The organism is Acidobacteriota bacterium (assembly GCA_030774055.1).
Taxonomy (GTDB): domain Bacteria; phylum Acidobacteriota; class Terriglobia; order Terriglobales; family Acidobacteriaceae; genus JACPNR01.
Window position 1 is genome coordinate 1 of sequence record JALYLW010000088.1, and the last position, 26,204, is coordinate 26,204.

Consider the following 26,204-nt stretch of genomic DNA (forward strand, 5'->3'; position numbering starts at 1 on the left):
GCTCTGGCTCGGCCCCACCTCAGAGTCCCGCAGCCTGCGCGGTTATGGGACACTCGCCGCCGTCGGACGCATGATCTCGCGGACGGCCTTCAACCAGCTGCGTCATTCGTCCGTTCTGCTACTCGCCGCTGTCCTCGGCATGTTGGTGCTCTACGTGGCGCCCATCGCCCTGCTTTTCTCGCACCCGCCGCTCGCCATCGCCCTCGGCGCCGCCGCGGCCGCACTCATGCTGGTCAGCTATTTCCCTGCCCTCCGCACCTATCGCCGCAACCCGCTCTGGGCGCTCACTCTACCTCTCGCCGCGTTGTTTTACCTGGGCGCGACCATTCACTCCGCGCTGCGCTACTGGTCGGGACGGGGCGGCGAGTGGAAGGGCCGCCACCAGGACGCGTAAGCACGCAAGGTGGAGCTGCGATGCTCGGCAAAGGCCAGCTGCTCACCCAGAACACCAGTGGCGACGGCCTGCGCTCCAGCGAATACCGCTACGCGACGCCGGACAATCTCGTCGACGTCACCTACGTGGAAGGCGTGCTCGTGCGCTACGCCATCTCGTCGCGCTAAGGTCGCTGTCGTCGCTGAGGCCGCGGGGGCGGGCTACGCGTCCGCCAATGCAGTCGTAGTCCACCCGCGTTGCAGCCCACACAAAAATGGGCGAGACATGATCGTCCCGCCCGTCCATGGCAGTCCGCTTGGTCCGAGACAACGGGCCGAAAAGAAGGGGGCCGCAAAGCAGGGCCTCCACCGCCAAGTCAATCTCCCGACGTGGCGTCTCCGATCGCGATCCTTCGGTAGGCCAGCACGATGTCCGTCTTGCTCACCATGCCGAGCAGCCGATGCTCCTCGCGCCGCGAGACCACCGGGAAATTCGCCAGGTGGCGCTCGCGCATCCGTTCCACGATCTCGTGGATGGTCTGGTCGGGAAACGCCGACTCCACCTCACGCGTGTAGACCGCCGCCACCGCCACGCGGCTACGCTCCTCGCGCGCGATCTTGGTCACGTCGGCCATGGTGATGATGCCGCAAAGCTCGTCGTAAGGGTTCAGCACCGGCACGGCAAAGACCTCGCGGCTGAACATGAGCTCCTGCACCGTCTCTAGCGTGTCGCCCACGCGCACCGTCGCCGGCGCGGTCATCACTTGGTCCACGCGGACGGCGGAAAGCACGTGCAGCGGCGTCGTGCGCGGGCCCGCTTCGGGAAAGAATTCCGGATACGCCGCCATGCCATGCTCGGCCACGTCGAGCCCGCTGAGTTCTTCGTCCGCGCTGACGCGCAATCCAAAGAGTTTCTGCAGCAGCCAGAAAAGCGCGACGGAAGCGACCAGCCCGTACGCGATCGCCGTCACCGTGCCGATCAGCTGCGGCAGGAAGTGGACGGTGTAGCCATGAAAACCGTTGGGGATCATCGGCGCCCACAATCCGGCGGCGAGGCCGCCGAGCAGTCCGGGCGTCATGTGGACCGGGCCCACGCCGCAGGGATCGTCGATGTCGAGTTTCTTGGCGATGAATCTTGCTGTCCACGGAATCTGCGCGCCCGCCACCACGCCCAGCAGGATGGCGTAGATGGGATGCACAAGGTGCACGCCCGAGCAGATGGCCACCGCGCCTGCGAGTCCGCCGTTGGGCGTGATGATCGGGTCCGCCTTGCCATTCTGCGCCCACGTGCCGGCCATCGAGCCCATGATGCCGCCGGCCATCGCCGCCAGCGTGTTGATGGCCACCAACGGCAGGTCCGCGGCCATGTTCCCGTAGCTCGGGACCGAGCCCAGGTTGAACCCGAACCAGCAGAACATCAGCATCATCGCGCCCAGTCCCATCATCGGGACATCGTGCGCCGTCGCCGGCGTCTTGCGCCGCCCGAGGAACTTTGCGCCGACGAGGCCGACGATGCCGCCGACGGCGTGAACGCCCAGCGAGCCGGCGTAGTCCTGCACGCCCAGGCGCGCCAGCGGGCCATTCCACAGGATGTAGGCGAAGACGGGATAGATCACGCCGACGTAGAGCGCGGCGAACAGCAGGTAGGCGGAGAACTTCATGCGGCCGGAGAAACATCCGCTGGGGATGGCGCACGAGACCAGCGCGAACATCAGCGAGACGTAGAAGGCGATGGAGTGGCCGCCATCGGAGATGAACTGCCACGGCGCGTGCCAGCCATTGGGGAGCGCGGCCAGTGGCCATCCGTACTGCTTGATGGCGAAGCCGAAGAGCAGGAAGACGATGATGCCCACGCCCATGTGGCCGGTCATCTTCATCATCACGTTGGCCACGTCGCGCGAGCGCACCTGCCCGCCTTCGAGCAGGAAGAACCCGGCTTGCATGAGAAAGATCAAACTGCCCATGGAGAGCAGCCACAGCCAATATACGTTCGTCTCCACCAACTCACCTCCGAGCAGGCTTCCGGACGCTCACGGCTGGAACGAACTTATCCGCGCAACACTTATCCGCGTATCCCTTATCCAGGCATCCTGGCCCGGATGGCCTGCGGATTACCAATCCAAACTTTTTATCGCTGGCATAAAGAAAAACGGAGAGGAGTTAGTAGTTAGTAGCTAGGAGTTCGCGGGCGGGATCTGCGGGACGCGAATCTCTGACGCGGGACAACGCCCTCGCTTCCCACGACTACTCTGGTTTCTGCAATAATCGGCGACTCTGCATGTCCATCGACGAACAAGACTTTCACGAGTTCTACCAGCGCTGGAACCGCTCCATCTACGGCTTCTGCCGGATGTTCCTCGGTGAAGACGAGAGCGCCGAGCTGGCCACGCAGGAAGCCTTCGTCCAATACGTGCGTGAGCAGGAGCCGCTCATCGTCTCGAAGATGCCGCGCAAGCTCATGCGCAACGCCATCGCGGAATCCATCAAGCTCGACCGCACGGAGCCCCGCTTTCCCGACACCGAAGAGCTCGAGGACATCCTGCCGCTGCTTCCGCCCAGTGACCGCGCCGTCTTCATCCTGCGCTCCACGCTGGACTTCTCCGCCGTTGACGCCGCCGGCATCCTGCAGCTCCCCATCGAGAGCGTGAACGAGAGCTGGATCAAGGCCTCGCTCTATCTGCGCGATATCTGGCTGAAGAAAAAGTAGGAAGGAACTATTTCCCGGAGAAGACCTGCGCGTGGAACTTCAGCGACGCCGGCAGGTGCTCGGCGAAGTACACCCAATCGTGCCGGCCGGGATACAGATGCGCCTCGTGCGGCACCTTCAGCTTGGTCAGCTCGGCATCGAGCGCGCGCGTCCCAGCGTCAAAACCGTAGCCGTCTTCCGTCCCACAATCGAAATAGATCTTCATGCCACGCAAACCCGCCGCGTGTTCGCGCGCCAGCGTCAGCGGACTATTCTTCGCGTAGAACGCCCTGTCGATGGGCGAGCCATTGCCGGTTGAACCATAGACCATGCCCATCACGTCGAAGCGGCCGCCGGTGATGAGGCGCGAGTCTCCTGACGGATTCACGAATATCGCCGCGCTGTGTGCGCTCGCCGAGCCGAACAGTTGCGGGTACTTGAACGCCAGGTGCAGCGCGCCGTAGCCGCCCATCGAGATGCCGCTGATGCCGCGCGCCGCGCGTCCCGCTTGCACGCGATATTTCTTCTCCATCGCGGGCAGGAACTCGCGCAGGAAGAATTGCTCGTACTTCACGCGTCCATCCCGCGAATCGATGTAGAAGCTCATGCCGCCCGCCGGCGTCACGGTGATGAACTCCGTCATTTCACCGCGCGCCTGCATGTTCTCGATCACGTTCCACCCGCCTGTCTGGATGAACGACTGCTCGTTGTCGCCGAGCCCGTGCAGGTGATAGAGGATGGGATAGCGTCGCTGCTTCGCGGTGTCGTAACTCGCCGGCAGCAATGCGCAATACTTCACGCTGCGCCCGAGGATGGCGCTCTGCACGCTGGCACACTCGGCCCGTGCCGCCGCAAACGCCGGCGGCGTCCACGCGCAAAGCGCCGCGCACACCAGCACCAGCGGAAGGAAATGTTTCAGACGGCAACTGTTCCGACTGACGCTCATTCGTAGCGCAGCGCCTGTACCGGATCGAGCTTGGCCGCGCGCGCCGCGGGGTAGAGGCCTGAGACCAGGCTCACCAGGACCGCGAATCCGATGGCCGCCGCGACCAGCCACCACGGCACCAGCCAGAGATTTTCCGCCGGCAAGTCCTGGCGCGCGAGGTAGTAGTTGGTGCCGAAGTTGATGACGCGGCCGATCACCCAGCCCAGGGCCACGCCGAGCGCGCCGCCGGCAAATCCCATCACGCCTGCTTCGGCAAAGAACAGCGTCTTCACGTCGGCATCGCTCGCGCCGATGGCCTTCATGATCCCGATCTCGCGCCGCCGCTCCAGGATCGCCATCACCAGCGTGTTGATGATCCCCAGCGACGCCACCGCTACCGCCAGCGATCCGAAGATGCCGAGGAAGAGGTCGAGCACCACGAAGAAGCGCCGCAATCCCTTGGTGGCGTCGAGCGCCGACCACGTGGTGAAGCCCATTTTCTTGATCGCTTCCTGTACGCCCTGCGCCTCGCCCGGCTTGGCCACGCGCACCAGCAGGCTGCTGTAGCTCGGCTTGCCGCTCGCGGCTACCGCATCGCGCAGCGCCGAAGGCTGCAGCACATTCAGCTTTTCCGCCACCGCGTTAGGGATGAACACCCGTCCGCGCGCGAAATTCCGCCAGCCCCCGTAGGGCTCCTGCTTCACGATGCCCACGATGGTCAGCGTCCGCTCTTTGCGGATCACGGAGAAGCCGCCGTCGTCTGCGGAGTTTTCGCCGGAGGCGGCGCCCGTGGCCTCCTTGTCTGCGTTCCCCTTATCTGCCCTCCCCTTGTCTGCGTTCAATGGCGCGCGCTCGGCATAGCGCAGCACGATCTGCTTGCCCAGCGGCGAGGCATTCGGCGAGATGCGTTTCGCGAAATCCTCATGGATGACCGCCTCTTCCGCCTCCGGACCGGAAAAGAACTTGCCTTGCACGTCGTCGAACGCGTCGCTCTGCTTGGCCGACATCGGCAGGCCGGCAACGGTCGAGAACTGCGAATGCCCTTCGTAGACGACCTCCGTCTGGAAGCGCATCTCGGGATAGACCTCGGTCACGCCCGGCAGTCTCGCCATCTCGGCCCGCGTGGTTTCGTCGAGCGCGCGCGCGTTCTCGTTGGACATGGTCTTCTGCTGCTGCCGCTCGCTCGAATCAAAGCTCAGGAAATCGCGCTTCGAAAACACTGCCACCGTGTCGAAGATGCCGGAGCGGTTCAGGTTGCGGTCGGCGAGCGCTTGCAATCCGATGCCGAGCGAGAGCATCGCCACCAGCGACGCCACGCCCACCGCGATCCCCGCCGTCGTGAGCCCATTGCGCAGCACGGATTCGCGCAGGTTGCGCCCGGCCAGCTCGATCAGGTCGTAGCTCTTCATGGTCTGCTCACCGATGCTGTACTCACCTAAGTGCCGTCACTTCCGCCGGCTCGCTCGCGACGATCTTGCCGTCGGAGAGGAACACCAGTCGCGTGGCGTAGCGCTCGGCGAGTGCGCGCTCATGCGTCACCAGCACCACCGTCATGCCTTCGCGGTTCAGTTCCTGGATCAAGTTCAAGATCTCGGCGCCGGTATGGCTGTCGAGGTTCCCGGTGGGCTCGTCGGCCAGCAACAATGCCGGTCTATTGACGAGCGCGCGCGCGATGGAACCGCGCTGCTGCTCGCCCCCTGAAAGTTCGCTGGGACGGTGTTTTGCCCGCGCGCCCAGCCCCACACGTTCCAGTGCCGCGCGCACCAGTTCCGGCCTGCGCTCGCGCGCGACCTCGGCAAAGCGCATGGGCAGTTCCACGTTCTCCGCCAGCGTCATGGTGGGAACAAGGTTGAAGGCCTGGAAGATCATGCCAACGGTGTTGCGCCGGTAGGCGGCGAGCTCGGCTGAAGCCAGCTGCGCGAGGTCGCGCCCCATCACGGTCACCGAGCCTGCGGTCGGCCGGTCGAGTCCCCCGATCAGGTTCAGCAACGTGGATTTCCCCGAGCCCGAGCTGCCCAGCAACGCGACGAACTCACCGGCGGCCACGTCCAGGCTCACGCCATCGAGCGCGCGCACCACTGCCTCGCCCATGGTGTAGTGGCGGGAGACGTTCGCTGCGTGGACTGCCGGCTGGTTCGGGACCGCTGCCATGGGGATTTTTAATAGACGATCCTTACAGATGTTACTACGCGCCCCGTGGACGCAAAGTTCCTCGCTCTGGCGCCCCGCCACTCACGCCCCGCCACTCACGCCAGTGAGCTCTCCGGGACCTGAACCCTCCGGCCTGGCTTTGCGTATCCAGTCCTAAGGCGCTAAGGCGCTCCGGCGCTCCTGGTCCCATTCCCCCTGTTACCATTTCCGAGGAGCGCCGTCTAAGTGCCCGAGGACTGCATGCGAAATCTGGTTGTCTTTTTTCTCGCCCTCACCATCGCCGCGCCGCTGCTGCTGGCGCAACCGCACACCAAAGAATCCGTGGACGCCAACCGCAAGCAGCTTGACTCCTTGTTGAAAGAACAGTGGGAGTACACCTTGCGGACCAATCCCGAGTTCGCTTCCATCCTGGGCGACAAGCGCTACAACGATAAGCTCAGCGACTTCTCGCAGCCGGCCATCGACGAAGACCTGCGCCAGACCAAGATCTTCTTCGACAAGTTCAGCGCCGTGGACACCTCCGGCTTCCCCGAGCAGGAGCAGCTCAATCAGCGCTTGATGGTCCGCGACCTCTCGCGCGCGCTCGACAATGCGCACTTCAAGAATTGGGAGATGCCGGTGAATCAGTTCTTCGGCATCCATCTGGACGCGCCCCAGCTGGTGCAGCTCCTCCCCTTCGACACGGTGAAAGACTTCGAAGACTACATCGCGCGCCTCAAGCAGATCCCCCGCGCGTTCGACGAGACCGGGATCCAGATGCGCAACGGCATGCGCGACCAGCTCATGCCGCCGAAGTTCCTGCTGCTCAAGGTCGCCGACCAGTCCGACCGCATCGCCAAGCAGACGCCGGAACAATCACCCTTCGCCATGCCGCTCAAGAAGTTCCCCGCTACCTTCTCCGCGGCCGACAAGCAACGGCTCTCCGCCGGCGTGCTCGGCGCCATCAAAGACTCGGTGTTGCCCGCTTACGTGAAGTTCGGGGCGTTCGTGCGCAACGACTACGCGCCGCACGGCCGCGAGCATGAAGGCTTGTGGTCGCTGCCCGACGGCGAAGCGCGTTATCGCGCTGCCATCAAGAACCTCACCACCACCGAGATGGCGCCCGCGGATGTGCACCAGCTGGGGTTGAACGAGGTGGCGCGCATCGAAGGCGAGATGCTGAAGATCGCCAACCAGCTCGGCTTCCAGGACCTGAAGAGCTTCAACGCGGCCATCGAGAAGGATCCCAACCTGCGGCCGAAGTCGCGCGAAGACATCCTTGATTACTACCGCAAGTACACCGAGCAGATGTACGCCAAGCTGCCGCAACTCTTTGGCCGGCTGCCGAAAGCTAAGGTCGTGGTGATGCCGGTCGAGGAGTTCCGCGAGAAGGAAGCTTCCGGCGCGCAGTACAACCAGGGCACACCGGATGGTTCGCGTCCCGGACACATCATGGTGAACACCGGAGATTTCAAAGACCGCAAGATCATCAGCTTCGAATCCACCGCGTATCACGAGGGTGTTCCCGGCCATCACATGCAGATCTCGATCGCGCAAGAGCTGCCCACCCTGCCGCCCTTCCGCCAGCAGGCGGGTTACACCGCGTACGTCGAGGGATGGGCGCTGTACTCCGAGCGTCTCGGCAAAGAGGTCGGCTTCTATCAGGATCCGTACTCCGATTACGGACGCTTGCAGGACGAGATGCTGCGCGCCATCCGCCTGGTCGTCGACAGCGGCGTGCACTACAAGCACTGGACGCGGCAGCAGGTGGTCGACTACTTCCACGCCCACTCGGCGCAGGATGAGCCCGACATCCAATCGGAGACCGATCGCTACATCGCCTGGCCGGCGCAGGCGCTGGCCTACAAGATCGGACAGTTGAAGATCACCGAACTGCGCGAGCGCGCGAAGAAAGAACTGGGTGACAAGTTCGATATCCGCGCGTATCACGATGAAGTGTTGGGTGCGGGCGCGCTGCCCATGAACGTGCTCGAGGAGCGCATCAACGCCTGGATCGCGCAGCAGAAGAAGTCTCCGACCGCACACACCGGCAACTGATCCAGGGTAGCGCCGGCGTCTCGCCGGCTGGTGCGGCGGCATCTTGCCGCCGCATTGTTTCCTATCCGCTTCCTCTGTGCCTCTGTGTCTCTGTGGTGGGTTTTGGTTTTACTTCCCCAGCTTCTCGAACGGCACATTCAATATCGGATACAGCTTCCAATCCTGATAGTCGAAGTGCCACCACTCCTGCGGATACACCTTGAACCCTTCACTCTCCATCGCCGCGCGCAGCAGGCCGCGCAGCCGGCGCTGCTCGTCCGTCCCGCCGGGATAATCGGCATACGAGCGCTCGCTCATCTCATCGTATCCACTCGGCATCTCGACCTCGCGCCCGGTCTTGCGGTCGTAGAGGGAGAGATCGACCGCACAGCCGCGATTGTGCCGCGAGCCTTCGCTGGGATCGGCGACGAACACGTGCTTGTCCGCCGGCGTAGCCTCCCAGAACATTTTCGTCACATACCAAGGCCGGTAACCATCGTGGATGAGCAGGCCGTAGCCTCGTGGTTTGAGTCTGCGATGCGCCCGCACCAGCGCCTCGGCCGCGGGCTTCTGCAAGAAAGCGCGCGCCTGAGAGTACATCGGCGTGCTCAGAAAATTGTTGACGCTGGCGTAGCGGATGTCGAGCTTGATGGTGGGATCGAGTTTGCTCAACTCCACCAGTTCCGGCCTGCGGAACTCGCCCTGCTCCACCGGAGGCTGCGCTCGCAACGCCTCCGCGCGCAGCTCCTCCAGCGGACGCACCGGCGTGATGCGGAACGTCTGCTGCTGCGGCTGCTGCGCCGCGAGCCATGCGGCTCCGAGAATGAGTTTCAACGCGACCGTGCAAAAGATCTTCCGCATCTGAATAATGTAACCTCATGCCCTTGATAGTGACAGTGACACGCAGAGCAAGAATGTCATCCTTCGCGTTGATGCCGGCTTCGCCTTATTGCACCATGGCGAGCGCGCGGCAAACCCGTTCGATGAGCAGCTTCTCGTGGTCGCTCAGCGCGGAGAACTCCACCCCGTAGCGAAAACCGTCGCGATTCCGCACCACCCCGCGCAGCATCACTTTCTCGCGGCAGTAGGGCAGCAGGATCTCCGCTTGCACCGTCTGGCCGGTCTCGAGTTCGGTCGGCACGAACAGCGCCATGCCGCCCTCGCTGATGTCGCTGCCCTGCCCGTAGATGGCGCCGCGATTGGGCAGCACCACCTTCACCCGCACCTCGACCTTGAAGCGCGACCAGCGTCGCGTCTTCGAATGAGACTCGGTCTTGTGCTGGTGAACGAGCTTGTCCATCTTCTCCATGGCATCCATTTGCCGTGACTGATCTTTGTGATCTTCGGTCTCGCTGGGGAACCTTGGGAAACAGTGGCGGCAGGATGCGCCGTTTCGCTAGATAACGCAAGATGACGTTGGTAATCGCGCGGTAACGTTGCCCTAGGCCGCTACGCGAATGGAACGGAGGGAGCGGATGGAGCGCGCAAAGGCTCGCTTCTGTAGAGTCAAGGTCCGCAGGTGCCGCTGGCGGCGCGCTTCGTTCTCGCTCACTTCTAAGTGCTGCCGCAGCCGGGTCATCGCGCTCAGCCAGAACCCGAGTGGCAGGATCGGGATCAGCGGCCACACCGAGTCCGCCGTCGTGGTGCGCTGCGCCGTACCGATCAACACTGCCAGCGCGCCGCACAGCACCAGGATGGCAATAAAACAGGCGAAGTCGAGCTTATCGGCGAGCAGACGGCGCGGGGGCTGGGGAAGCAGCATCTGGAACCTCATTTTCCTGCTGCTGCAATGGGAACAGCCGGCAGCGACTGTTGCCACGTTTTTCGCCCCGCACATGAAAACGCCGTCCCGATATGGAACGGCGTTTCTGTCGCCTGATTTCAGGGGTGATCTCTCGAAGCCCCTGCTAAAACTTTCGCCGACCCCGTGGTCGGATTAGCACAGACATTGGGGCGCGGCGCGGATAGGCTGCTGGTATGCGAATCATTTCACCTCCCCGCCAGGGCGACCCTCTCCCCCCGCCCGGCCGCAAGGACTCCGATGAAGACGCCACCTGAAGTGCAGGATATCTCCGTAAAGAAGACCTCCGCCAAGCAGACCCTCGCCCGCGTGAAGCGGGAGATGGACCAGCCGCGCCGCGCCGAATCCACCCTGAAAGACGCCGACACGGTCGCTAACGGCGGACACCTCGCCAACGGCTGAGCCTCGGCCTTTGGCTGTTGGCTCTTGGCTTTCTGGGCAGGGTCGGTCGGCGATTGACGATCACCGATCACCGATCGACGATTGCTAATCGCCGCATTGAAACTGGGGCCGAAAACGTTGTTTTCCCAGCACCGCCATCGTGATACACCCCTACCCCCCTCCCCCGGGGGATTTCCGTTTGTCCTCATCAAGTTACGGATCGTGATACCCGATGAGCGATCGGGTATCCCGCTGGGCGATTTCCACAGCGGCGGCGGGCGGATCGGGTTACCCCCTCCCCCCGGGTGCTTTTGCCCATTTCCGTTTGGAAACATCACTTTGCGGATTGGGTAACCCAATGGGGGATTGGGTTACCCAATGGGCGATTTTCCTCGATCACCGATGGTTGATGACTGATGTTTTCAAAGAGCAGGACTGAATCTCGCCAGCGGCTAGTAGCGAGCGGCTGTTCTTAGGTACACCCCACCTATATCCAGTATGCGCTATTGGGAGGGGTAAACCGGACATTTATCTTGCAACCATATCGTGAGGCGATTCAGCTGGTTAGCGGGAAAATGACAGAAATTTGCACTTGACAAGTTTTTTTTATAAGGGTCCTTCGACTCGCTGCGCTCGCTCAGGATTTCGCCTGCGGGCTCACGGTCCAGGCGACCTCACGCACGCAAACCGGCTCAAGTTAGCGGGAAAGAGGGCAGGAACAGGGCTTTAGCCTGCCAACCAACTTATCCCTAACGCAAAACTCTGGGGCTCGGCATTTCCGTGAGACGTCCTCGACCCAATTGAGGCTATAGTGATGGCCGCATCCCGTGGCGCCGCACATGTTTTTCATGCGGGAATGATATTCACTCTGCTCTGCTCGTCTCGAGGAGGAATGCGGAATGGAAATGACGGAAAGCATCTTCTGTGCCGACTGCACGGCCGCATCGACGGACCGCAGCCCCGGAAATATCTCCACCGTCAACGGAGTTGGACGGCAGTTCTACGGAGCCGCCGAAGAGTGCCCGAAATGCGGCTCCGTGATCCGTACCCTCTGGGTCACGTTCGCCGATGTCCCCCTTTATCCCATGGGTTCTTATCGCTACAAGTCCGCCGAGGGCAAGATCAAGAAAGGGTTCGACGCGTGGCTCTCAGCAAAACCGCGTTTTTGGGCCCGGAAATGCGCTTTTCATACACACCAGGTCTTCATCACCTTCCTTACCGGCATTGCTGTCGTTGCGGTGCTCACCTTGGTCTACCTCCTGTACGTTCAATTCATCAAGACACCCTGAGCGAACCTCTGTTCGGAAGCTTTGCATAGGTCATCATTCATAGCGTTGGTTCTCGCCGCGAACCGCCGATCTCCGTAGTACACTCCGCGCACTGATGCAGAGATTTGGGCGCTACGAAGTTGTCGAGAAGGTGGGCAGCGGCGGCATGGGCGTGGTGTACAAGGCCGCGGACCCCAGTATCGACCGCACCGTAGCCTTGAAGGTGCTCCCTGCCGGCGACAACGGGAGCGCCGAGTTGCGCGCGCGTTTCCAGCGCGAGGCGCGCGCTGCGGGACGCCTCCAGCACCCGAACATCGTCGTGATCTACGACATCGGCGAGCAGGATGGCAGCCTGTACATCGCCATGGAGTTCCTCGAAGGCCAGACGCTGGCCGACCGCATCGCGACCCAGATCGGACCTCCAGACGTCTCCGCAACGGTCGACATCATGGCGCAAGTCGCCCGCGGTCTGCACTACGCGCACGAGCGTGGCGTGGTGCATCGCGACATCAAGCCCGCCAACATCCTGGTCACGCGCGAGGGGATCGCCAAGATCCTGGACTTCGGCATCGCGCGCGCTGCCGGCGACCAGCGCATAACCAAGACGCTCCAGGTGATGGGCACGGTCTTCTACATGTCGCCCGAGCAGATCAACGGACAGCAGCTCGACGGCCGCAGCGACATCTTCTCCGCCGGTATCGTGCTCTATGAGCTGCTCACCGGAGCTGTCCCCTTCGAGGCCGACAGCACCGGCGCCACCATGATGAAAATCCTCACCGCAGCGGTGCCGCCCCTGTCCGGCCGCGTGCCAGTATCGCCGGGTGTGCTGGACGACCTGCTCCACACCGCGCTCGCGAAGAAGCCCGAAGAACGTTTTGTCTCCGCTGCGAACTTCGCGAAGGCGCTGGATGCGGCAAAGAAGATCTGTGAGGAAAAGCCGCACCGCGCGACGGCCGCCGCCGTCTCCGCGTATTCAGCTCCGGAAATCGCTCCGGAAGTCGCTCCGGCGCTCGCGCCCACGGTGGTCCATCCGTCGAATCCGCTGCGGACTCCACCGGCTGTTTCGCCGCCGACGCCGACTCCGCTGACGCCCATCGTCGGCGTGCCGATAGCAGAAACTGCGCCCGAGCGGATGCCCTCGCCTCCCACTCCTGCGTCGTCCCCGGTGCCACTCCACAAACGGCTATGGGTGCGATACGTTTTTCTCGTAGTGGTCATCATCGCCGCGGTCTGCGGCATCGTGGCGCTTAACCGCAGTCCGGGGGGCGGGAACGCTTTAAAGGTCACTCCCGATGTGAAACCCGAAACCGCCGAAGTCTTCTATCAGCGCGCCGCAGAGCATGCGAAAACCGGCGACTTGGACCGGGCGATCACTGAACTGAACGAGGCCATCAGGATCAAGCCCGATTACGCCGAGGCATTTTACGACCGTGGCGGCGCGTACTACAGCAAGCGCGAGTACGACCGGGCGATCCAAGACTACGATGCGGCAATAAGACTTCGGCCCGACGCCGCCATCGCCTTCTGTTTCCGTGGCATGTCATACTCTGAGAAGGGCGAGTACGACCGAGCCATCCAAGACTTGGATCAGGCAATACGGCTAGCGCCAGAGGTCTCCGACTATGTGAAGGTGCGTGAAGAGACAGTCCGGAGGAAAGCTCAATCGCCGCCGTAGCAATGTCGTTGGCGGGATTTGGTAGCGCTACCGGGAATCGAACCCGGGTTTGAAGGTTGAGAACCTTCCGTCCTAACCCCTAGACGATAGCGCCACGCTGGTGGGACTTGAAAATTATAACAAAGCGGATATTTTTGGCGGGATAGGGATGCTTCGACTGCGGTCGCCAAAAAGCCGGCGACCTCCGCTCAGCATGACCGCGGCGGGCTCGGACGCCCGCCAAGCGCGGTCACTTCCGCTTCAGCACGTCGCGCACCGCCTTGACGATGTACGGCGCGGTCAATCCGTATTTCTCCATCAGCTGTTCGGGCGTTGCCGACTCGGCGTAGGTATCGCGCACGCCGACCATCTCCATCGGCACCGGACGCGACTTCGCCACCGCCTGCGCCACGCGCGCGCCCAGTCCGCCATCGAGCAGGTGCTCTTCCGCCGTGACGATGGCGCCGCACTCGCGCGCGGCCAGAGCCACCGCATCGTCGTCCAGCGGCTTGAGTGTGTGCATGTCGATCACGCGGACGCTCACGCCTTCGTCCTCGAGCTGCGCCTGCGCCTGCAGCGCGTATCCCACCTCGAAGCCGCACGCGATGATGGCGCAGTCGGTACCATCGCCATGGACTTTGGCTTTGCCGAGCTCGAACGTATCGTTCGGCGAATAAATGACGGCCGCCTTCGCCCGCCCGGTACGCATGTAGCACGGCCCTTCATGCTCAGCCATGCGATGCGCCAGCGCGCGCGCCGAGTGCTCGTCCGCGGGATGGATGACGACGAACCCGGGCAGCGCGCACGCCAGCGCCAGGTCTTCAACGGATTGCTGCGACGGCCCGTCCTCACCGATCGAGATGCCGCCATGCGACCCGACGAACTTCGCGTTCACGTGCGGATACGCCACGCACATCCGCAACTGGTCGAAGCCCTTGTCCATCAGGAAGACGGCGAACGAATGCGCGAACGGCAGCTTGCCGCTCAGCGCCAGTCCGCCGGCGATCCCCACCATGTTCGCCTCCGCGATGCCCACGGTGAAGAAGCGGTCGGGGAACTCTTTGCCGAAGGTGGCGGAGAAGGTGGACTTCGCCAGGTCAGCGTCGAGCGCGATCACGTTCGGGTTCTTGCGCCCGATCTCGGCGAGCGCCTCGCCGTAGGCCTCGCGCGTCGCTTTGCCCAGCTTCAATTCGAATTTTGCCGTCGTCGCTTTCATGGGTACCGTCGGATTCAAGGGGCTCCTATTCAGTCAGACTGTCCGACTTGTGATTCCGATTTCATTTCGATCCGCACAAGAGCAGATCCTCGGAATGACAACTCTTAAGGACTACACCGCTTGCGCTTCCAATTCCTTCACCGCCGCCTCGACCTCTTCCGGTTTCGGAGCGACGCCGTGCCACTTGACCTGGTGTTCCATGAACGAGACGCCCTTGCCCTTCACCGTGTTGGCGATCACGCACGTCGGCTTCTCGCTCGGGTTCGCGCGCGCCTTCTCGAGTGCGGGGATGACCTGCGCAAAGTCGTGGCCATCGATCTCTTCCACGTTCCAGCCGAACGACTTCCACTTCTCCGCCAGCGGCTTGAGCGAGAGGATCTTGTCGGTGAAATCGTCGAGCTGCTGCTTGTTGTTGTCCACGATCACGGTGAGGTTGTTGAGCTTGTGGAAGGGCGCGAACATGGCCGCCTCCCAGATCTGGCCTTCCTGCGACTCGCCATCACCGATCATCACGAAGGTGTGGTAATCGAGCTGGTCGAGCTTGGCGGCGAGCGCTGTGCCGATGCCGATCGAGATGCCCTGGCCGAGCGAGCCGGTCGAGGCTTCGAGGATGGGCAACATGCGCTTATCGGGATGTCCTTGCAGCGGCGACCCGAGCTTGCGCAGCGTCATCAAGAGCGCGGGATCGATGTAGCCGGCGTGCGCGAGCGCGGCGTAGAGGGCGGGCACGCCATGGCCCTTGGAGAGGATGAAGCGGTCGCGGTCGCGCCACTGCGGATCTTTCGGATCGTGCCGCAGCACGCGCCAGTAGAGCGCGGTGAGCAGCTCGACCTCACTCAACGACCCGCCCGGATGCCCGCTGCCCGCGGCGCCGATCATCTTGATGATGTCGATGCGCAGCGAGCGCGCGATGCGTTTTAGTTCGTCTATGGATTCGACTTTATTCATCATGCGGATTATCCGCGGGGCGTCTCCCCGGCTACTGCTTTGCGAACCGACTCTTTACGGCTGGCGCCCACCTTCTCGCTTGCGGGCTGGTGTTTCTCCTTGCTTGCAGTCACTGTCGCGCTCGTTGTCGCGCTCGATGTCGCGCTCAACGTCGGCGTCTTCCCGGCCCGTGCGTCCGCCTCGCGCGCCTTGCGCACGATGTACTTCCCTTTCGAGGTCAGGAACCTCGCCAGCACCAGCGCCACGCGCTTCAGCAGCACGCGGTCTTCCGGACCGAAGGCATTCGCCTGGTCACTCTCCACATCGATCACGCCGATGGTCCGCGTGACCAGCTTGATGGGCACCACGATCTCCGACTTCACCTCGCGAAAACACATCGAGTAGGTCGGGTCTGCGGTCACGTCGGGAATCACTTTCATCACGCCCTGCTCGCCCGTCGTCCCCACATTGCCCTTGCCGAAGGCGAAGGTGTGACACGGCGGCACCGGCCCGCGAAACGCCTGGCGGCGCACCTCGCGGCCCACCACGAGGTAGATCCCGATCCAGAAGTAGTGGCGGCCTTCGTAAATGATGTCGAGCACTTCATCGAGCGGCCGCGACTTCGCGCCCGTCTTCGACGCCTTGGACGCCTTGAGCGTCTGCTCGATCGCCGCTAATACCTCGCGCGCGGACTGGTAGCGTTTCATGCGGAGGAATCCTTCGGTAACTTAAAGATTTGCTTTGCCAACCCTGTAGTTTAGCGGGGTTTTCCACCGCGGGCAATCGCGCAGACGCGCCGCGAGTGCAGCATTTTCTGTGCAGTATTTTGTGTGTATCCCCGCGCCATGGTGCAAAAACCGGCTGGAACCCCGGGCCTTTGACCTTGATCGGGCCGTGCCGGCGTCTCGCCGCTCTCCAAAACGCGACCAGCACGCTATACTGTTCGCTACCAGACACTCAGGAGCGAACCGATATGGGCGCCACGCATCGCCCTCTATTCAACCGTCGCTCCTCCCAGGCCTTCCGCCTGGCAATCTCCGCCTGCTGGCTCGCGAGCGCGCTCGCCTTCGGCCAGGCGTCGACAGCAACGTCAACCACGATGGCGGCCGATCCGCCCGCGGCGCCAAGCAGCACAGCGTCAAGTAGCCCCGCGTGCAATCACGATCCCGAAGATGCTCCGAAGCCCTTCACCGCCACGCAGCGGTGGTGTTATTACGGCCGCCGCCTCATCTCGCCCACCGGCATCATGACTTCGGCCTTCATGGCGGGCATCCAGCAGGCCCAGGACGATCCCGAGGAATGGCCACAAGGCGCCGAAGGATACGGCATGCGCTTCGGCTCCAGCCTGGCGCAAGGCGCCACCAGGAAGACCGGCACCTTCATTTCGCAAGCCATCTTCCGCGAAGATCCGCGGATGTTCCGCTCGCACCAACACGGTTTCTGGAAGCGCACCGGGCACTCGGTGCTCAACATCTTCACCGCCACGCCGGCGAATGATCCCGGAAATCACCGGCGCTTCTCGCCGAGCTATATCCTAGGCAGCGTGGCCAGTGGATTTGTGGGAAGGGCGTGGTATCCGCCGAGCAAGCACAGCGTGAGCGACGCGTGGCAGCGCAGCGGTACCGCGCTCGGCGGCGTGGCCATCACCAGCTTCCTGCACGAGTTCGAGATCGACAAGAAGATCACGGGCTGGATCACGCGCCGGCAGCCGTAACGCGGCTAGCCGGGAGGATTCGGTCCCGCCATGAAGCCGCCATCGAGCACCAGGGACTGGCCCGTCATGAACGAGGCCCGGTCCGAACACATCCAGACCACCGCTTCCGCGACCTCCATCGGCTTTCCAAGCCGGCCGATGGGATGCAGGCCGAGTGCGAACTTCTTCATCTCCGGCGCTCCCCAGATACGCTCACCCATCGGCGTCTCGATCACCGCCGGACACACCACGTTCACCCGGATGCCACTGCGCGCGGTCTCGAGCGCAGCTGATTTCGTCAGCCCCATCACGCCGTGCTTGCTCGCGCAGTACGTTGCCGCTCCCGCAGCGCCGACCAAGCCCGCCACCGACGCCATGTTGACGATGGCCCCGCCGCTGCCCTGCTTGAGCATCTGCTGGATCTCGTACTTCAGGCACAACCACATGCCTTTCAGATTGATGTCGATGCTGCGGTCCCAGTCTTCTTCCGATTGTTCAACGATGGGGACCCAGGTCCCTTCGATCCCAGCGTTGTTGAACGCGATATCCAGGCGTCCGAACTTCTCTACCGTCCGTTGCACCAAGGCATGGACGTCGGCGGCCTTCGCCACGTCGGTCTTCACGAACAGACCATCGCCGCCGGCAGCTCGCACCATCTCGATCGTTTCCTTCCCTTCTGCCTCGCGCCGGCCTGCGACCACCACCTTGGCCCCGGCCTTCGCAAACAGTATGGCGGCGTCACGTCCGATGCCTGAGGTTCCGCCGGTCACAATCGCGATCTTGCCTTGCAGTTCTTTCGTCATGATCGAAGGAGTTTCTCCGCACGAAGACTAGGTCCCGGCTGCGGGCCAGTCAAGCGCAGCGCGTGCGCGGATCGTTTGCAGGAGAGACGGGCAACGAAAAGTCGGAGGAAACTACTTCGCCAGCTTATTTCGCCAATAAGGGCGCGGGGCTGCGCGCGGGCGCGCCGCCCTTCGAACTCGATACTGGAGCCGCGGTCGTGACGATCTGGGTCGCCCCTGACTCCTGAGCCTTCTCAGACTTTTCTGCGTTCTCGAACCAGGCATGCATCTGCGGGGCAGCCTCGCGCGCCGCGTCTTCCCCAACCTTGATCAGTTCCTTGGCGCGCTCGAAGCCGTCGTAGCTGAAGCCATCGACGTTGGGCTCGAGCACCAGGTCGGAGTGCACCTTCCAGAGGTGGCACATCTTGGCTTGCGCGATGGAGAAGCATTGTCCGATGACGTCAAAGATGTGCCGCGGTCCTTTCACATTGACCCAGTGCGCGCTCAGGTAGACGGACAGCACTTTGTCGGCGCCCATCTGCTTCAGCGGTTCGGCAGGCACGCTGTGCGCGAGCAGGCCGTCGACCATGAGGCGTCCGTTGGCATTGACGGGGAGGAACATCCCGGGATACGCGCAGCTCGCGCGGATGGGATCGATCAGCGAGCCGCTGGTGAACACCACCGGATCACCGGTCACGAAGTCCGTAGCCGAGATGGCGAGTGGGATCCTGCACTCTTCGAAGGTTTTCACCTTCACCAGTTTTTCCAGGAAGGGGACCATGCGGTCGTTGGAGGCAAGTCCATAACGCGAGAGCGTCCAGCGCGCGAAGCTGTTGAAGCGCACCAGGTGCGCGATCTCCTCCAGCTCTTTTGCGGATACGCCCGAGCTATATGCCGCCGCGATCACCGCGCCCACACTGGTGCCGCCGATGAAGGAGATGGGGATGTGTTCTTCTTCCAGCACCTTGAGGATGCCAACGTGGACCAGCCCGCGAGCGAAACCGCCGCCCAGGGCCACCCCAAGTTTGGGTGTGTTGGTAACCGGTACAGGCCCCGCTTTCGTTCCCGGCTGCGGCCGTTTCATTTCGTCGGTGAAGGCCTTCACCGAGCGCGCGATCTTTTTACTCAGCTTGCTCAGGGTGCGTCCCCTCGCTTCGCGGCTGCCGGGCCCGCTGAAGCTCCTGCTTACTTAGACGCTATGATGCTGCCCGCTGGTCCACATGCTGCCGCATATTTTTATGCATACCCTCTAAACAAGCGGGTCCCGCAGCCCTTATGTTAGGTTTGGCTTGATATGGTGCACCTCCCAAAGCCCGAGTCCTTTCGCCGTCCACCCTCCAAAGCCCCCGAGACCACGGCTGAGCTGGGGAGCATGGGCGGTCCTAACGCAAAACCGGGAACAATGCAGCGCGAGTTCTCCGCCGGGGGCGTTGTGGTCCGGAGAGTGGGCCAGGATCCCAGGGTTTCGGATTCAACGCCCGGGCCCTGGGAGATCGCCGTCATCGAGCCGCGCCGCGAGGTTGATGGTGATCCCGGCAAGACCGTCCTCGCCCTGCCCAAGGGATGGGTAGACCCTGGGGAGAAGCCCGAGCAGGCGGCCTGCCGCGAGGTGAAGGAAGAGGCCGGCCTCGACGCCGAGATCATCAGCAAGCTCGGCGACATCAAGTACGTCTACGTGCGCAAGTGGTCAGACGGCGCCCGCGTCTTCAAGATCGTCAGCTTCTACCTGCTGCGCTATACCGGCGGCACCATCGGCGAGATATCCGATGAGATGAAGCACGAGGTCCGCGGCGCGCGCTGGATCCCGCTCGCCGACGCCCCGCGCCTGCTCGCCTACAAGGGCGAGCGCGACATGGTGAAGAAAGCCGCCGACTCCCTGGCGGCAAATCCGGAGTCCGCCTGATAGAGTGCATCTAGTGCCGCCGACCCCACACATCGAGCGCCACTTCACCGCCGGCGCCACCGTCCGCGACGTCGTCATCGGGATGGCAGACGGATTGACCGTGCCCTTCGCGCTTGCCGCCGGCCTCTCCGGCGCGGTCGACGCCAGCAAGATCGTGGTGGTCGCCGGGATCGCCGAGATCGCCGCCGGCTCCATCGCCATGGGACTGGGCGGCTACCTCGCCGCGCGTTCCGACGCCGAGCACTATGCCAGCGAGCGCCGCCGCGAACAGAGCGAGGTCATCCACCGTCCCAAGGACGAGGTTCGAGAAGTGCAGGACGTCTTCCGCCAGTACGGCCTCACCGACGCCGAGATCGAGCCCATCATCGCGGCGTTCAAGAACCATCACGAGAACTGGGTCGATTTCATGATGCGCTTCGAGCTCGGACTCGAAAAGCCGGAGGAAGGCCGCGCCTACAAGAGCGCGGGCACCATCGCGGCGTCATACATTGCCGGCGGATTCATCCCACTCGCGCCCTATCTCTTCATCCACAGCGCGCACGCGGCGCTCATGGTCTCGGCCAGCGTCACCGCCGTGGCGCTTGCCGTCTTCGGCTACGTCAAAGGACACTTCACCGGCGCCAAGCCGCTGCGTTCCGCCGTGCAAACGCTCGCCATCGGCAGTATCGCCGCCGCCGCCGCGTTCGGACTTGCCAAGCTGTTGACGTGATGTCGTTGACTTGATCTGCGGCGGACCTAAGCGCGCTCTAGCGCCAGCGTCATTCCCAGGCCGCCGGAGACGCACAGCGTTGCCAGGCCGCGCTTTGAGTTCCGCTTCAGCATCTCGTGCACCAGCGTCACCGTGATGCGCGTGCCGGTCGCGCCGATGGGATGTCCGAGCGAGATCGCGCCGCCGTTCACGTTCAACCGCTCGCGATCGAAGTGCAACTCGCGGTCGCAAGCGAGCACCTGCGCCGCGAACGCTTCGTTGAGTTCGACCAGGTCGAAGTCAGCGAGCTTGAGCCCGGTCTTCTTTTCGAGTTTCGCGATCGCCGGCACCGGACCGATGCCCATCGTCCGCGGCTCGACACCTGCTTGGGTCCATCCAACCAGGCGTGCTAGAGGCTTCAAGTCATTGCGCTTCACGAAGTCGGCGGACGCAAGCACCACCGCCGCGGCGCCATCGGTGATGCCGGAAGAGTTTCCTGCGGTGATCGTCCCCGTCTTCGAGAAGACGGGCGCAAGCTTCGCCAGCTTTTCCATCGAAGAGCCCAGGAAAGGGTGCTCATCCTGCGCGAACGTCACGCTTCCCTTTTTCGACTCGAGTGTGATGGGGACGATCTCATCGGCGAAGCGTCCGCCATGGATGGCCTGCTCGCCGCGCTGCTGGGAGACGAGCGCGTACTCGTCCTGCTCCTGACGCGTGATCTTGTACTGCTCGGCGAGGACTTCGGCCGTCTCGCCCATCACCAGCTTCGCTAGGGGATCAAAGAAGCCGTCGCGGTACATGCCATCGACAAGTTCCTGATTGCCGAGGCGATATCCCCAGCGCACGCCCTCGAGGTAGAAGGGCAGCCGCGACATCGATTCCGTGCCACCCGCGAGTATCGCCTGCGCATTGCCGGCGGCGATGGCATCGAAGCCGAGCGCGATGGATTTCATCCCCGACGCGCACGCCATGTTCACGGTGTACGCGGTGACTTCCTTCGGCACTCCGGCACGCACGGATATCTGCCGGGCGACATTCGGACCGCCGCCCGCCTGGCGCGCGTTGCCGAAGATGGTCTCTTCCACCTGGCCCGGCGCGATGCCAGCTCTTTCCATCGCCGCCTGGGCGGCGACCACGCCCATGTCCGCTGCCGTCTGCGTGGCCAGCGAGCCGCCGAATCTCCCGATCGGCGTGCGCACCGCGCTCACGATGAAAACCTCTGCCACTGGTTCCTCCCGGGATGTCGGATGGACTTTTCAGTGTAACGCACCAAATTAAAACCGCAGAGGACGCAGAGGAAGATCAAATAACAACAGGAGGAGGGGAGGACAGGAGGAAGAGCAAAGACAAAGAAGGAATGCAAAACAAGGAAGAGGGAAAGCAAAACAAGAAAGAAGGAAAGAAAAACAAGAACAAGAAGGAGCGAGTAAGCGAGGAAAATAAAAAAAGAAGATGTTCCCTCCCCTCCTCCCCTCCTCCTGTTTTCATTTGATCTCCTGCATAATGGATGTTTCGCCGGCATCGGTACTCGCAAACCGGCTACTCGCAACACGGTACTCCTCATGGACGTTGTCTACGGCATCCATTCCGTCGCGGAGGCGCTGAAGGCGCGCGCGCGCAATTTCGACCACGTCGAGATCGCGAAGGACCGGCACGATCCGAAGATCCAGCGCATCATCGATGACTGCCGCACTTCGGGCATCGCGGTACGCTTCGTCCCGCGCGAGACACTCGACCGCCTGGCGAAGACCGCGAACCATCAGGGCGTGGTGGCCGTCACCAGCTCGAAACAATACTCGCAGGTCGATGACCTCAAGGCAGCCAAGCGCGGGCAGTGGAGTTTTCTCGTCGTGCTCGATGGCGTGGAGGATCCACACAACCTCGGCGCCGTGCTGCGCGCCGCCAATGGCGCCGGCGCCGACGGCATCATCATCCCTGACCGCCGCGCCGCGCACGTCACCGGCACGGTGGCGAAGACCTCGGCCGGCGCGAGCGAGCACATGGCCATCGCCAAGGTGACAAATGTCTCGCGCACACTCGAAGACCTGAAAGACTCTGGTGTATGGATCGTCGGGCTTGACGAGCGCGGCACCGAGACCTACGACCAGATCGACTACAAGATGGATTGCGCCCTCGTCTTCGGCGCCGAAGGCAAAGGACTGCACGAGCACGTCCGCAAGCACTGCGACTTCCTCGTCAAACTGCCCATGGCGGGCGCGGTCAAGTCGCTGAACGTGAGCGTGGCCGCCGGCATCGTGATGTACGAACTCGTCCGGCAGAGGAAATCCACCACAGAGACACAGAGGCACAGAGAAAAGCGAAAAAGAGAAGAAGAAGAAAAAGAAAACTAAAACCAGGAATAAGCAGCAAGCAAGTTCAAACAGAAAGAATAAAGAGAGTTTGCGATTTCCCGCCCCTATCCTCCGCGTCCTCCGCGTCCTCTGCGTCCTCCTCCCTGTCTTTATTGCGGCCCCGGTTTTCGCACAGTTGCCGACGCAACCCGATCGCGAAGCCTTCACCATCACTCGCTGGCAGCTCGACCTGCAGATCGTTCCCGCGGACGGCACGCTTTCCGCGAGCGGCAAGCTGACGCTGCGCAACGACTCGCTCATCCCGCAGGCGGAGGCTGTACTGCAGGTTTCTTCGACGCTCGCCTGGCAATCCATCGAGCTCGCGGGCAAGCCGGCCGAGTTCTCGCGGCGTGATTTGAAAACGGACTTCGACCACACCGGCGCGATGTCGGAAGCCATCATCGCGCTGCCGCATCCGGTTGCGCCCCGGGCCACCATCGAGCTCGACGTGAATTACTCGGGCACCATCCCACTCGACGCGCGCCGATTGACCGAGTCCAGCGGCGGACGCATCCCACTCGAAGTCGCCGAAGCCAGCGATTGGGACCGCATCTCGAACGAGTACTCCATCCTGCGCGGCGCCGGCTACGTGGCGTGGTATCCCGTGGCGCTCGAGCCCGATTCGCTCGCTTACCCGCAGCGCTTCTTCGATCACCTTGGCGCGTGGCGCGAACGCCATCGCGCCAGCCAGCTCTCGACGGACGTCTGCGTGCGTGCGCTGATGCCCGCCGGATTCACCGTCGTGGCCAGTGGCAAGTCGCGCCCGCCGGCGGCGAGCAGCTCGGGACGCAACAAGTGTGTGGGCTTCGACTTCGATCTTTCGAGCGACCGCGTACCGGTGCTCGCCGCCGCGGGCTTTGGAGTTGCCGACCGCGAACATGCTGTCGCGTATTACCTCGGCTCGCGCCCCGCCGCGCTCGACGTGCTCGCGGCCTTCGAGCAGGCGGAGAAGGATCTCGCGACATGGTCCGCGATCGTGTTCACGCCACACGCGAAGAGCGCGATGGTGCAGTTGCCGGGCGCGCACATCGCCGCTTTCGAGAGCGGACCGTTCCTCGCTACGCCCTTCGACACGCGCGACAAGCTGCTGCTGGAGACCAATGCCGCGCGCCAGATCGCGCACGCGTCCTTCTCCGCGCCTCGCCTGTGGATCGATGAAGGCATCGCGCAGTTTGCGCAGACGATCGTCCGTGAGCGCGCCGGCGGGCGCAAGGCCGCCATCGAGTTCATGAATACGCGCACTGCCTTGCTCGCGCAGGTGGAAGACTCCCTGCTCCAGACCGACGACGAGATCCGCGGCGACCCGCTCGTCACCAGCCACAACGACGTGCTCATCCGCCTGAAAGCGATGTTCGTCTGGGCGATGCTGCGCGACATGCTCGGCGACGCTGCCCTACAGCGCGCGCTCGCCGCTTATCGCGCCGAAGACGACAAGGAACCTTCCTACATGCAGCGCCTGCTGGAGCGCGAAGCACAATCGGGTGGGCCAAAGAAAGATCTGGAATGGTTTTTCGATGACTGGATCTACCGCGATCGCGGACTTCCCGAGTTCAAGATCGTGGACGTGCTCGTCCGTCCCACATTGCGGGACACCTTCACCGTGGTGGTGACGGTCGAGAACACGGGCGGCGCGGGCGCGGAAGTCCCCGTCGTCGTCAGCATGGGCGCGGGAGAAAAGATCGTCGAAAGAACCGAGCGGCTGCTCGTCCCGGCCGGGCAGAAAGCCACGGTGCGCGTGACTGTTCCGGCGCCGCCGGTGAGCGTGACGGTGAACGATGGCAGCGTTCCGGAAGCGGATCGCCGCAACAACACGTCCGTGGTCGAAAAGAAGTAGCTAGGAGTTTGTAGTTAGGAGTTAGCGTCTAGTTTGTAGTTAGGAGTTTCGTCGCTTATGCTGATGACCGGCTGCTAACTCCGAACTACTAACTACTAACTACTTCCTATGACCTACATCCAGTTCCTCGGCGCAGCCGGCACCGTGACCGGCTCCAAGCACCTCATCAACACCGGCGGATTCCAGGTGCTGGTGGACTGCGGCCTTTTCCAGGGTCCGAAAGAATGGCGCGAGCGCAACTGGCAGCCGCTGCCTATTCCGGCGCAGGAGATCGACGCGGTCATCCTGACGCACGCGCACCTCGACCACTGTGGCTGGATCCCGCGGCTGGTGAAGTCGGGATTCACCGGGCCCATCTACGCCACGTCTCCGACCATCGACCTGTGTGGCGTGGTGCTGCCCGATTCCGGACACCTGCAGGAAGAAGACGCGGCCTTCGCCAACAAGCACAAGACGTCGCGCCACGACCCCGCGCTGCCGCTCTACACCATGCAGGAGGCGTTGGACTGCCTGAAGTATTTTCGTCCGCTGGAGATTGGCGCGGTCCAGCGCTTGAATCCGGACTTCACTTTCAGTTTTGTGAACGCCGCGCACATCGTCGGCTCCGCCATGGCGGAGATCACGGTGCGCGCCGGCAATGGCCAGCGCCGCCTGCTCTTCACCGGCGATATCGGACGCGTCCGCGACACCAAGGACGCGGCCGGCAAGATCGTCCACTCCGGTCCGCAGGAGGGCGAGTCCGCCGACCTGATGGTGATGGAATCCACCTACGGCAATCGCATGCATCCCACCACCGATCCGCGGCCGGAGCTGGCGAAGTTGATCAAAGATACGGTAAACCGCGGCGGCACCGTCGTGGTGCCCGCATTCGCAGTGGAGCGCACCGAGAAATTCATTTTCCTGGTCAAGGACATGATGGAAGCCGGCGAGATACCGCGCGTGCCGGTGCACGTGGATAGCCCCATGGCCATCAAGGCAGTCGAGATCTTCCTGAAATACAAAGACGAGTTCAACGAGCAGACCAAGCGCCTGGTCGACCGCTTCGGTTCGCCGGTGACCTGGGAGAATTTCTTTTTCGATCAGAAGGTGGAAGACTCGAAGAAGATCAACAACTCGCAGTATCCGACCATCATCGTGTCTTCGAGCGGCATGGCCGCTGGTGGACGCATCCTGCATCACCTTGCGCAACGCCTGCCCGATCCGAAGAACCAGGTGATCTTCATCGGATTTCAGGCGCCGGGCACGCGCGGCGCGTTCATCAAGGCCGGCGCGCGCACGGTCAAGATATTCGGGCAGGAGATCCCAGTGCGCGCGCAGGTCGCCGCTATCGAGCAGTTCAGCGACCACGCCGATACGCCCGAGTTGTTGGATTGGCTGCGCACCTTCAAGAAAGCGCCGAGCGTGACGTATCTCGTCCACGGCGAGCCGGCGGCGTCGTCCCAGTTACGCCTGGCAATGACGTCGGCGCTGCGCTGGAAGGTCGAGATCGCGCAGTGGCTGCAGAAGGTGGAAGTGAAGTAGGGCGCGAGACCCTCGGCCGAGACGGCCTCAGGATG

Annotated in this window: 27 protein-coding genes and 1 tRNA gene; 14 read left to right on the forward strand and 14 right to left on the reverse strand. The window is 63.0% G+C overall.

All coding sequences use genetic code 11. The annotated features are described in order from the left end of the window. The coding region (locus M3P27_07080; GenBank protein ID MDP9268076.1) for a glycosyl transferase family 2 at window positions 1-394 on the forward strand (394 nt) is incomplete at its 5' end. Window positions 395-414: 20 nt separating this feature from the next. Next, window positions 415-561, forward strand: a complete 147-nt coding sequence (locus tag M3P27_07085; GenBank protein ID MDP9268077.1) for a hypothetical protein — start codon at window positions 415-417, stop codon at window positions 559-561. Between the two features lie 188 nt (window positions 562-749). Here M3P27_07085 and M3P27_07090 read toward each other — a convergent pair whose 3' ends face one another. Beyond that, window positions 750-2,372 carry a CBS domain-containing protein gene (locus M3P27_07090; protein ID MDP9268078.1) on the reverse strand — a complete coding sequence of 541 codons (1,623 nt, stop codon included), beginning with the start codon at window positions 2,370-2,372 and terminating at the stop codon, window positions 750-752. A 278-nt stretch (window positions 2,373-2,650) separates the two neighbouring features. On the opposite strand from M3P27_07090, the gene M3P27_07095 reads away from it, so the two are divergent. Continuing rightward, complete coding sequence (locus M3P27_07095; GenBank protein MDP9268079.1) at window positions 2,651-3,079, forward strand: hypothetical protein; 429 nt, start codon at window positions 2,651-2,653, stop codon at window positions 3,077-3,079. Between the two features lie 7 nt (window positions 3,080-3,086). On the opposite strand, the gene M3P27_07100 is transcribed toward M3P27_07095, so the two are convergent. From M3P27_07100 to M3P27_07110, 3 genes are read right to left on the reverse strand one after another with little or no spacing between them, the layout of a single operon-like run. After that, window positions 3,087-4,004, reverse strand: a complete 918-nt coding sequence (locus M3P27_07100; protein ID MDP9268080.1) for an esterase family protein — start codon at window positions 4,002-4,004, stop codon at window positions 3,087-3,089. Beyond that, window positions 4,001-5,392 (reverse strand): ABC transporter permease, encoded by a 1,392-nt coding sequence (locus M3P27_07105; GenBank protein MDP9268081.1) that lies wholly within the window; start codon window positions 5,390-5,392, stop codon window positions 4,001-4,003. The genes M3P27_07100 and M3P27_07105 overlap by 4 nt, the downstream gene beginning before the upstream one ends. A 22-nt stretch (window positions 5,393-5,414) precedes the next feature. Continuing rightward, a complete protein-coding gene (locus M3P27_07110; GenBank protein MDP9268082.1) occupies window positions 5,415-6,134 on the reverse strand; it encodes an ABC transporter ATP-binding protein in 720 nt (239 codons plus the stop codon). 240 nt (window positions 6,135-6,374) lie between these two features. Here M3P27_07110 and M3P27_07115 point away from each other — a divergent pair, with 240 nt between their 5' ends. Continuing rightward, on the forward strand, window positions 6,375-8,171 hold the full coding sequence (locus M3P27_07115) for a DUF885 domain-containing protein (GenBank protein MDP9268083.1): 1,797 nt from the start codon (window positions 6,375-6,377) through the stop codon (window positions 8,169-8,171). Between the two features lie 108 nt (window positions 8,172-8,279). Here M3P27_07115 and M3P27_07120 read toward each other — a convergent pair whose 3' ends face one another. The 3 genes from M3P27_07120 to M3P27_07130 form a co-directional block, all read right to left on the reverse strand. Beyond that, a complete protein-coding gene (locus M3P27_07120; GenBank protein ID MDP9268084.1) occupies window positions 8,280-9,011 on the reverse strand; it encodes a M15 family metallopeptidase in 732 nt (243 codons plus the stop codon). A gap of 85 nt (window positions 9,012-9,096) precedes the next feature. Beyond that, window positions 9,097-9,468: a PilZ domain-containing protein gene (locus M3P27_07125; GenBank protein ID MDP9268085.1), complete on the reverse strand. Its 372-nt coding sequence runs from the start codon at window positions 9,466-9,468 to the stop codon at window positions 9,097-9,099. A gap of 123 nt (window positions 9,469-9,591) precedes the next feature. Continuing rightward, entirely contained in the window at window positions 9,592-9,912 is a 321-nt protein-coding gene (locus M3P27_07130; protein MDP9268086.1) for a hypothetical protein, read from the reverse strand. 279 nt (window positions 9,913-10,191) lie between these two features. Here M3P27_07130 and M3P27_07135 point away from each other — a divergent pair, with 279 nt between their 5' ends. From M3P27_07135 to M3P27_07145, 3 genes are all read left to right on the forward strand, one after another. Further along, a complete protein-coding gene (locus tag M3P27_07135; GenBank protein ID MDP9268087.1) occupies window positions 10,192-10,353 on the forward strand; it encodes a hypothetical protein in 162 nt (53 codons plus the stop codon). Window positions 10,354-11,231: 878 nt separating this feature from the next. Then, window positions 11,232-11,621 (forward strand): hypothetical protein, encoded by a 390-nt coding sequence (locus tag M3P27_07140; GenBank protein MDP9268088.1) that lies wholly within the window; start codon window positions 11,232-11,234, stop codon window positions 11,619-11,621. Window positions 11,622-11,715: 94 nt separating this feature from the next. Beyond that, a complete protein-coding gene (locus M3P27_07145) occupies window positions 11,716-13,275 on the forward strand; it encodes a serine/threonine-protein kinase (protein MDP9268089.1) in 1,560 nt (519 codons plus the stop codon). Window positions 13,276-13,294: 19 nt separating this feature from the next. Here the strand turns inward: M3P27_07145 and M3P27_07150 are convergent. From M3P27_07150 to M3P27_07165, 4 genes are all read right to left on the reverse strand, one after another. Beyond that, window positions 13,295-13,369 (reverse strand) — tRNA-Glu (locus M3P27_07150). 135 nt (window positions 13,370-13,504) lie between these two features. Continuing rightward, window positions 13,505-14,470, reverse strand: a complete 966-nt coding sequence (locus M3P27_07155) for a transketolase family protein (GenBank protein ID MDP9268090.1) — start codon at window positions 14,468-14,470, stop codon at window positions 13,505-13,507. Between the two features lie 111 nt (window positions 14,471-14,581). After that, window positions 14,582-15,421: a transketolase gene (locus M3P27_07160; GenBank protein MDP9268091.1), complete on the reverse strand. Its 840-nt coding sequence runs from the start codon at window positions 15,419-15,421 to the stop codon at window positions 14,582-14,584. Between the two features lie 5 nt (window positions 15,422-15,426). Continuing rightward, on the reverse strand, window positions 15,427-16,104 hold the full coding sequence (locus M3P27_07165) for a hypothetical protein (protein ID MDP9268092.1): 678 nt from the start codon (window positions 16,102-16,104) through the stop codon (window positions 15,427-15,429). A gap of 266 nt (window positions 16,105-16,370) precedes the next feature. On the opposite strand from M3P27_07165, the gene M3P27_07170 reads away from it, so the two are divergent. Beyond that, on the forward strand, window positions 16,371-17,111 hold the full coding sequence (locus M3P27_07170; GenBank protein ID MDP9268093.1) for a hypothetical protein: 741 nt from the start codon (window positions 16,371-16,373) through the stop codon (window positions 17,109-17,111). A gap of 5 nt (window positions 17,112-17,116) precedes the next feature. Here the strand turns inward: M3P27_07170 and M3P27_07175 are convergent, their stop codons facing one another. Together M3P27_07175 and M3P27_07180 are read right to left on the reverse strand one after the other, a co-directional pair. Next, the gene (locus tag M3P27_07175) at window positions 17,117-17,893 is read right to left on the reverse strand and encodes an SDR family oxidoreductase (protein ID MDP9268094.1); all 777 of its coding nucleotides are present in this window, start codon (window positions 17,891-17,893) and stop codon (window positions 17,117-17,119) included. Window positions 17,894-18,017: 124 nt separating this feature from the next. Beyond that, complete coding sequence (locus M3P27_07180) at window positions 18,018-18,956, reverse strand: patatin-like phospholipase family protein (GenBank protein ID MDP9268095.1); 939 nt, start codon at window positions 18,954-18,956, stop codon at window positions 18,018-18,020. 288 nt (window positions 18,957-19,244) lie between these two features. Between M3P27_07180 and M3P27_07185 the strand changes: the two genes are divergently transcribed. Further along, a complete protein-coding gene (locus M3P27_07185; GenBank protein ID MDP9268096.1) occupies window positions 19,245-19,775 on the forward strand; it encodes an NUDIX domain-containing protein in 531 nt (176 codons plus the stop codon). A gap of 13 nt (window positions 19,776-19,788) precedes the next feature. Continuing rightward, complete coding sequence (locus M3P27_07190; protein MDP9268097.1) at window positions 19,789-20,484, forward strand: VIT1/CCC1 transporter family protein; 696 nt, start codon at window positions 19,789-19,791, stop codon at window positions 20,482-20,484. 26 nt (window positions 20,485-20,510) lie between these two features. Here M3P27_07190 and M3P27_07195 read toward each other — a convergent pair whose 3' ends face one another. Beyond that, on the reverse strand, window positions 20,511-21,689 hold the full coding sequence (locus M3P27_07195) for an acetyl-CoA C-acetyltransferase (protein ID MDP9268098.1): 1,179 nt from the start codon (window positions 21,687-21,689) through the stop codon (window positions 20,511-20,513). Window positions 21,690-21,703: 14 nt separating this feature from the next. Here M3P27_07195 and M3P27_07200 point away from each other — a divergent pair, with 14 nt between their 5' ends. The 4 genes from M3P27_07200 (at window position 21,704) to M3P27_07215 (ending at window position 26,169) form a co-directional block, all read left to right on the forward strand. Beyond that, the gene (locus M3P27_07200) at window positions 21,704-21,955 is read left to right on the forward strand and encodes a hypothetical protein (protein ID MDP9268099.1); all 252 of its coding nucleotides are present in this window, start codon (window positions 21,704-21,706) and stop codon (window positions 21,953-21,955) included. 70 nt (window positions 21,956-22,025) lie between these two features. Further along, a complete protein-coding gene (gene rlmB, locus M3P27_07205) occupies window positions 22,026-22,814 on the forward strand; it encodes a 23S rRNA (guanosine(2251)-2'-O)-methyltransferase RlmB (protein MDP9268100.1) in 789 nt (262 codons plus the stop codon). Between the two features lie 136 nt (window positions 22,815-22,950). Further along, the gene (locus M3P27_07210; GenBank protein MDP9268101.1) at window positions 22,951-24,648 is read left to right on the forward strand and encodes a hypothetical protein; all 1,698 of its coding nucleotides are present in this window, start codon (window positions 22,951-22,953) and stop codon (window positions 24,646-24,648) included. 108 nt (window positions 24,649-24,756) lie between these two features. After that, window positions 24,757-26,169, forward strand: a complete 1,413-nt coding sequence (locus tag M3P27_07215) for an MBL fold metallo-hydrolase (GenBank protein ID MDP9268102.1) — start codon at window positions 24,757-24,759, stop codon at window positions 26,167-26,169. Window positions 26,170-26,204: the final 35 nt, after the last annotated feature.

Coding starts and splice junctions, on each gene's coding strand:
- M3P27_07085 (MDP9268077.1), top strand. CDS start 415: ATGCTCGGCAAAGGCCAGCTGCTCACCCAGAACACCAGTGGCGACGGC.
- rlmB (MDP9268100.1), top strand. CDS start 22,026: ATGGACGTTGTCTACGGCATCCATTCCGTCGCGGAGGCGCTGAAGGCG.
- M3P27_07165 (MDP9268092.1), bottom strand. CDS start 16,104: ATGAAACGCTACCAGTCCGCGCGCGAGGTATTAGCGGCGATCGAGCAG.
- M3P27_07095 (MDP9268079.1), top strand. CDS start 2,651: ATGTCCATCGACGAACAAGACTTTCACGAGTTCTACCAGCGCTGGAAC.
- M3P27_07140 (MDP9268088.1), top strand. CDS start 11,232: ATGGAAATGACGGAAAGCATCTTCTGTGCCGACTGCACGGCCGCATCG.
- M3P27_07200 (MDP9268099.1), top strand. CDS start 21,704: ATGTCGGATGGACTTTTCAGTGTAACGCACCAAATTAAAACCGCAGAG.
- M3P27_07170 (MDP9268093.1), top strand. CDS start 16,371: ATGGGCGCCACGCATCGCCCTCTATTCAACCGTCGCTCCTCCCAGGCC.
- M3P27_07115 (MDP9268083.1), top strand. CDS start 6,375: ATGCGAAATCTGGTTGTCTTTTTTCTCGCCCTCACCATCGCCGCGCCG.
- M3P27_07160 (MDP9268091.1), bottom strand. CDS start 15,421: ATGATGAATAAAGTCGAATCCATAGACGAACTAAAACGCATCGCGCGC.
- M3P27_07100 (MDP9268080.1), bottom strand. CDS start 4,004: ATGAGCGTCAGTCGGAACAGTTGCCGTCTGAAACATTTCCTTCCGCTG.
- M3P27_07180 (MDP9268095.1), bottom strand. CDS start 18,956: ATGAAACGGCCGCAGCCGGGAACGAAAGCGGGGCCTGTACCGGTTACC.
- M3P27_07120 (MDP9268084.1), bottom strand. CDS start 9,011: ATGCGGAAGATCTTTTGCACGGTCGCGTTGAAACTCATTCTCGGAGCC.
- M3P27_07215 (MDP9268102.1), top strand. CDS start 24,757: ATGACCTACATCCAGTTCCTCGGCGCAGCCGGCACCGTGACCGGCTCC.
- M3P27_07105 (MDP9268081.1), bottom strand. CDS start 5,392: ATGAAGAGCTACGACCTGATCGAGCTGGCCGGGCGCAACCTGCGCGAA.
- M3P27_07125 (MDP9268085.1), bottom strand. CDS start 9,468: ATGGATGCCATGGAGAAGATGGACAAGCTCGTTCACCAGCACAAGACC.
- M3P27_07155 (MDP9268090.1), bottom strand. CDS start 14,470: ATGAAAGCGACGACGGCAAAATTCGAATTGAAGCTGGGCAAAGCGACG.
- M3P27_07135 (MDP9268087.1), top strand. CDS start 10,192: ATGAAGACGCCACCTGAAGTGCAGGATATCTCCGTAAAGAAGACCTCC.
- M3P27_07145 (MDP9268089.1), top strand. CDS start 11,716: ATGCAGAGATTTGGGCGCTACGAAGTTGTCGAGAAGGTGGGCAGCGGC.
- M3P27_07175 (MDP9268094.1), bottom strand. CDS start 17,893: ATGACGAAAGAACTGCAAGGCAAGATCGCGATTGTGACCGGCGGAACC.
- M3P27_07110 (MDP9268082.1), bottom strand. CDS start 6,134: ATGGCAGCGGTCCCGAACCAGCCGGCAGTCCACGCAGCGAACGTCTCC.
- M3P27_07130 (MDP9268086.1), bottom strand. CDS start 9,912: ATGCTGCTTCCCCAGCCCCCGCGCCGTCTGCTCGCCGATAAGCTCGAC.
- M3P27_07185 (MDP9268096.1), top strand. CDS start 19,245: ATGGGCGGTCCTAACGCAAAACCGGGAACAATGCAGCGCGAGTTCTCC.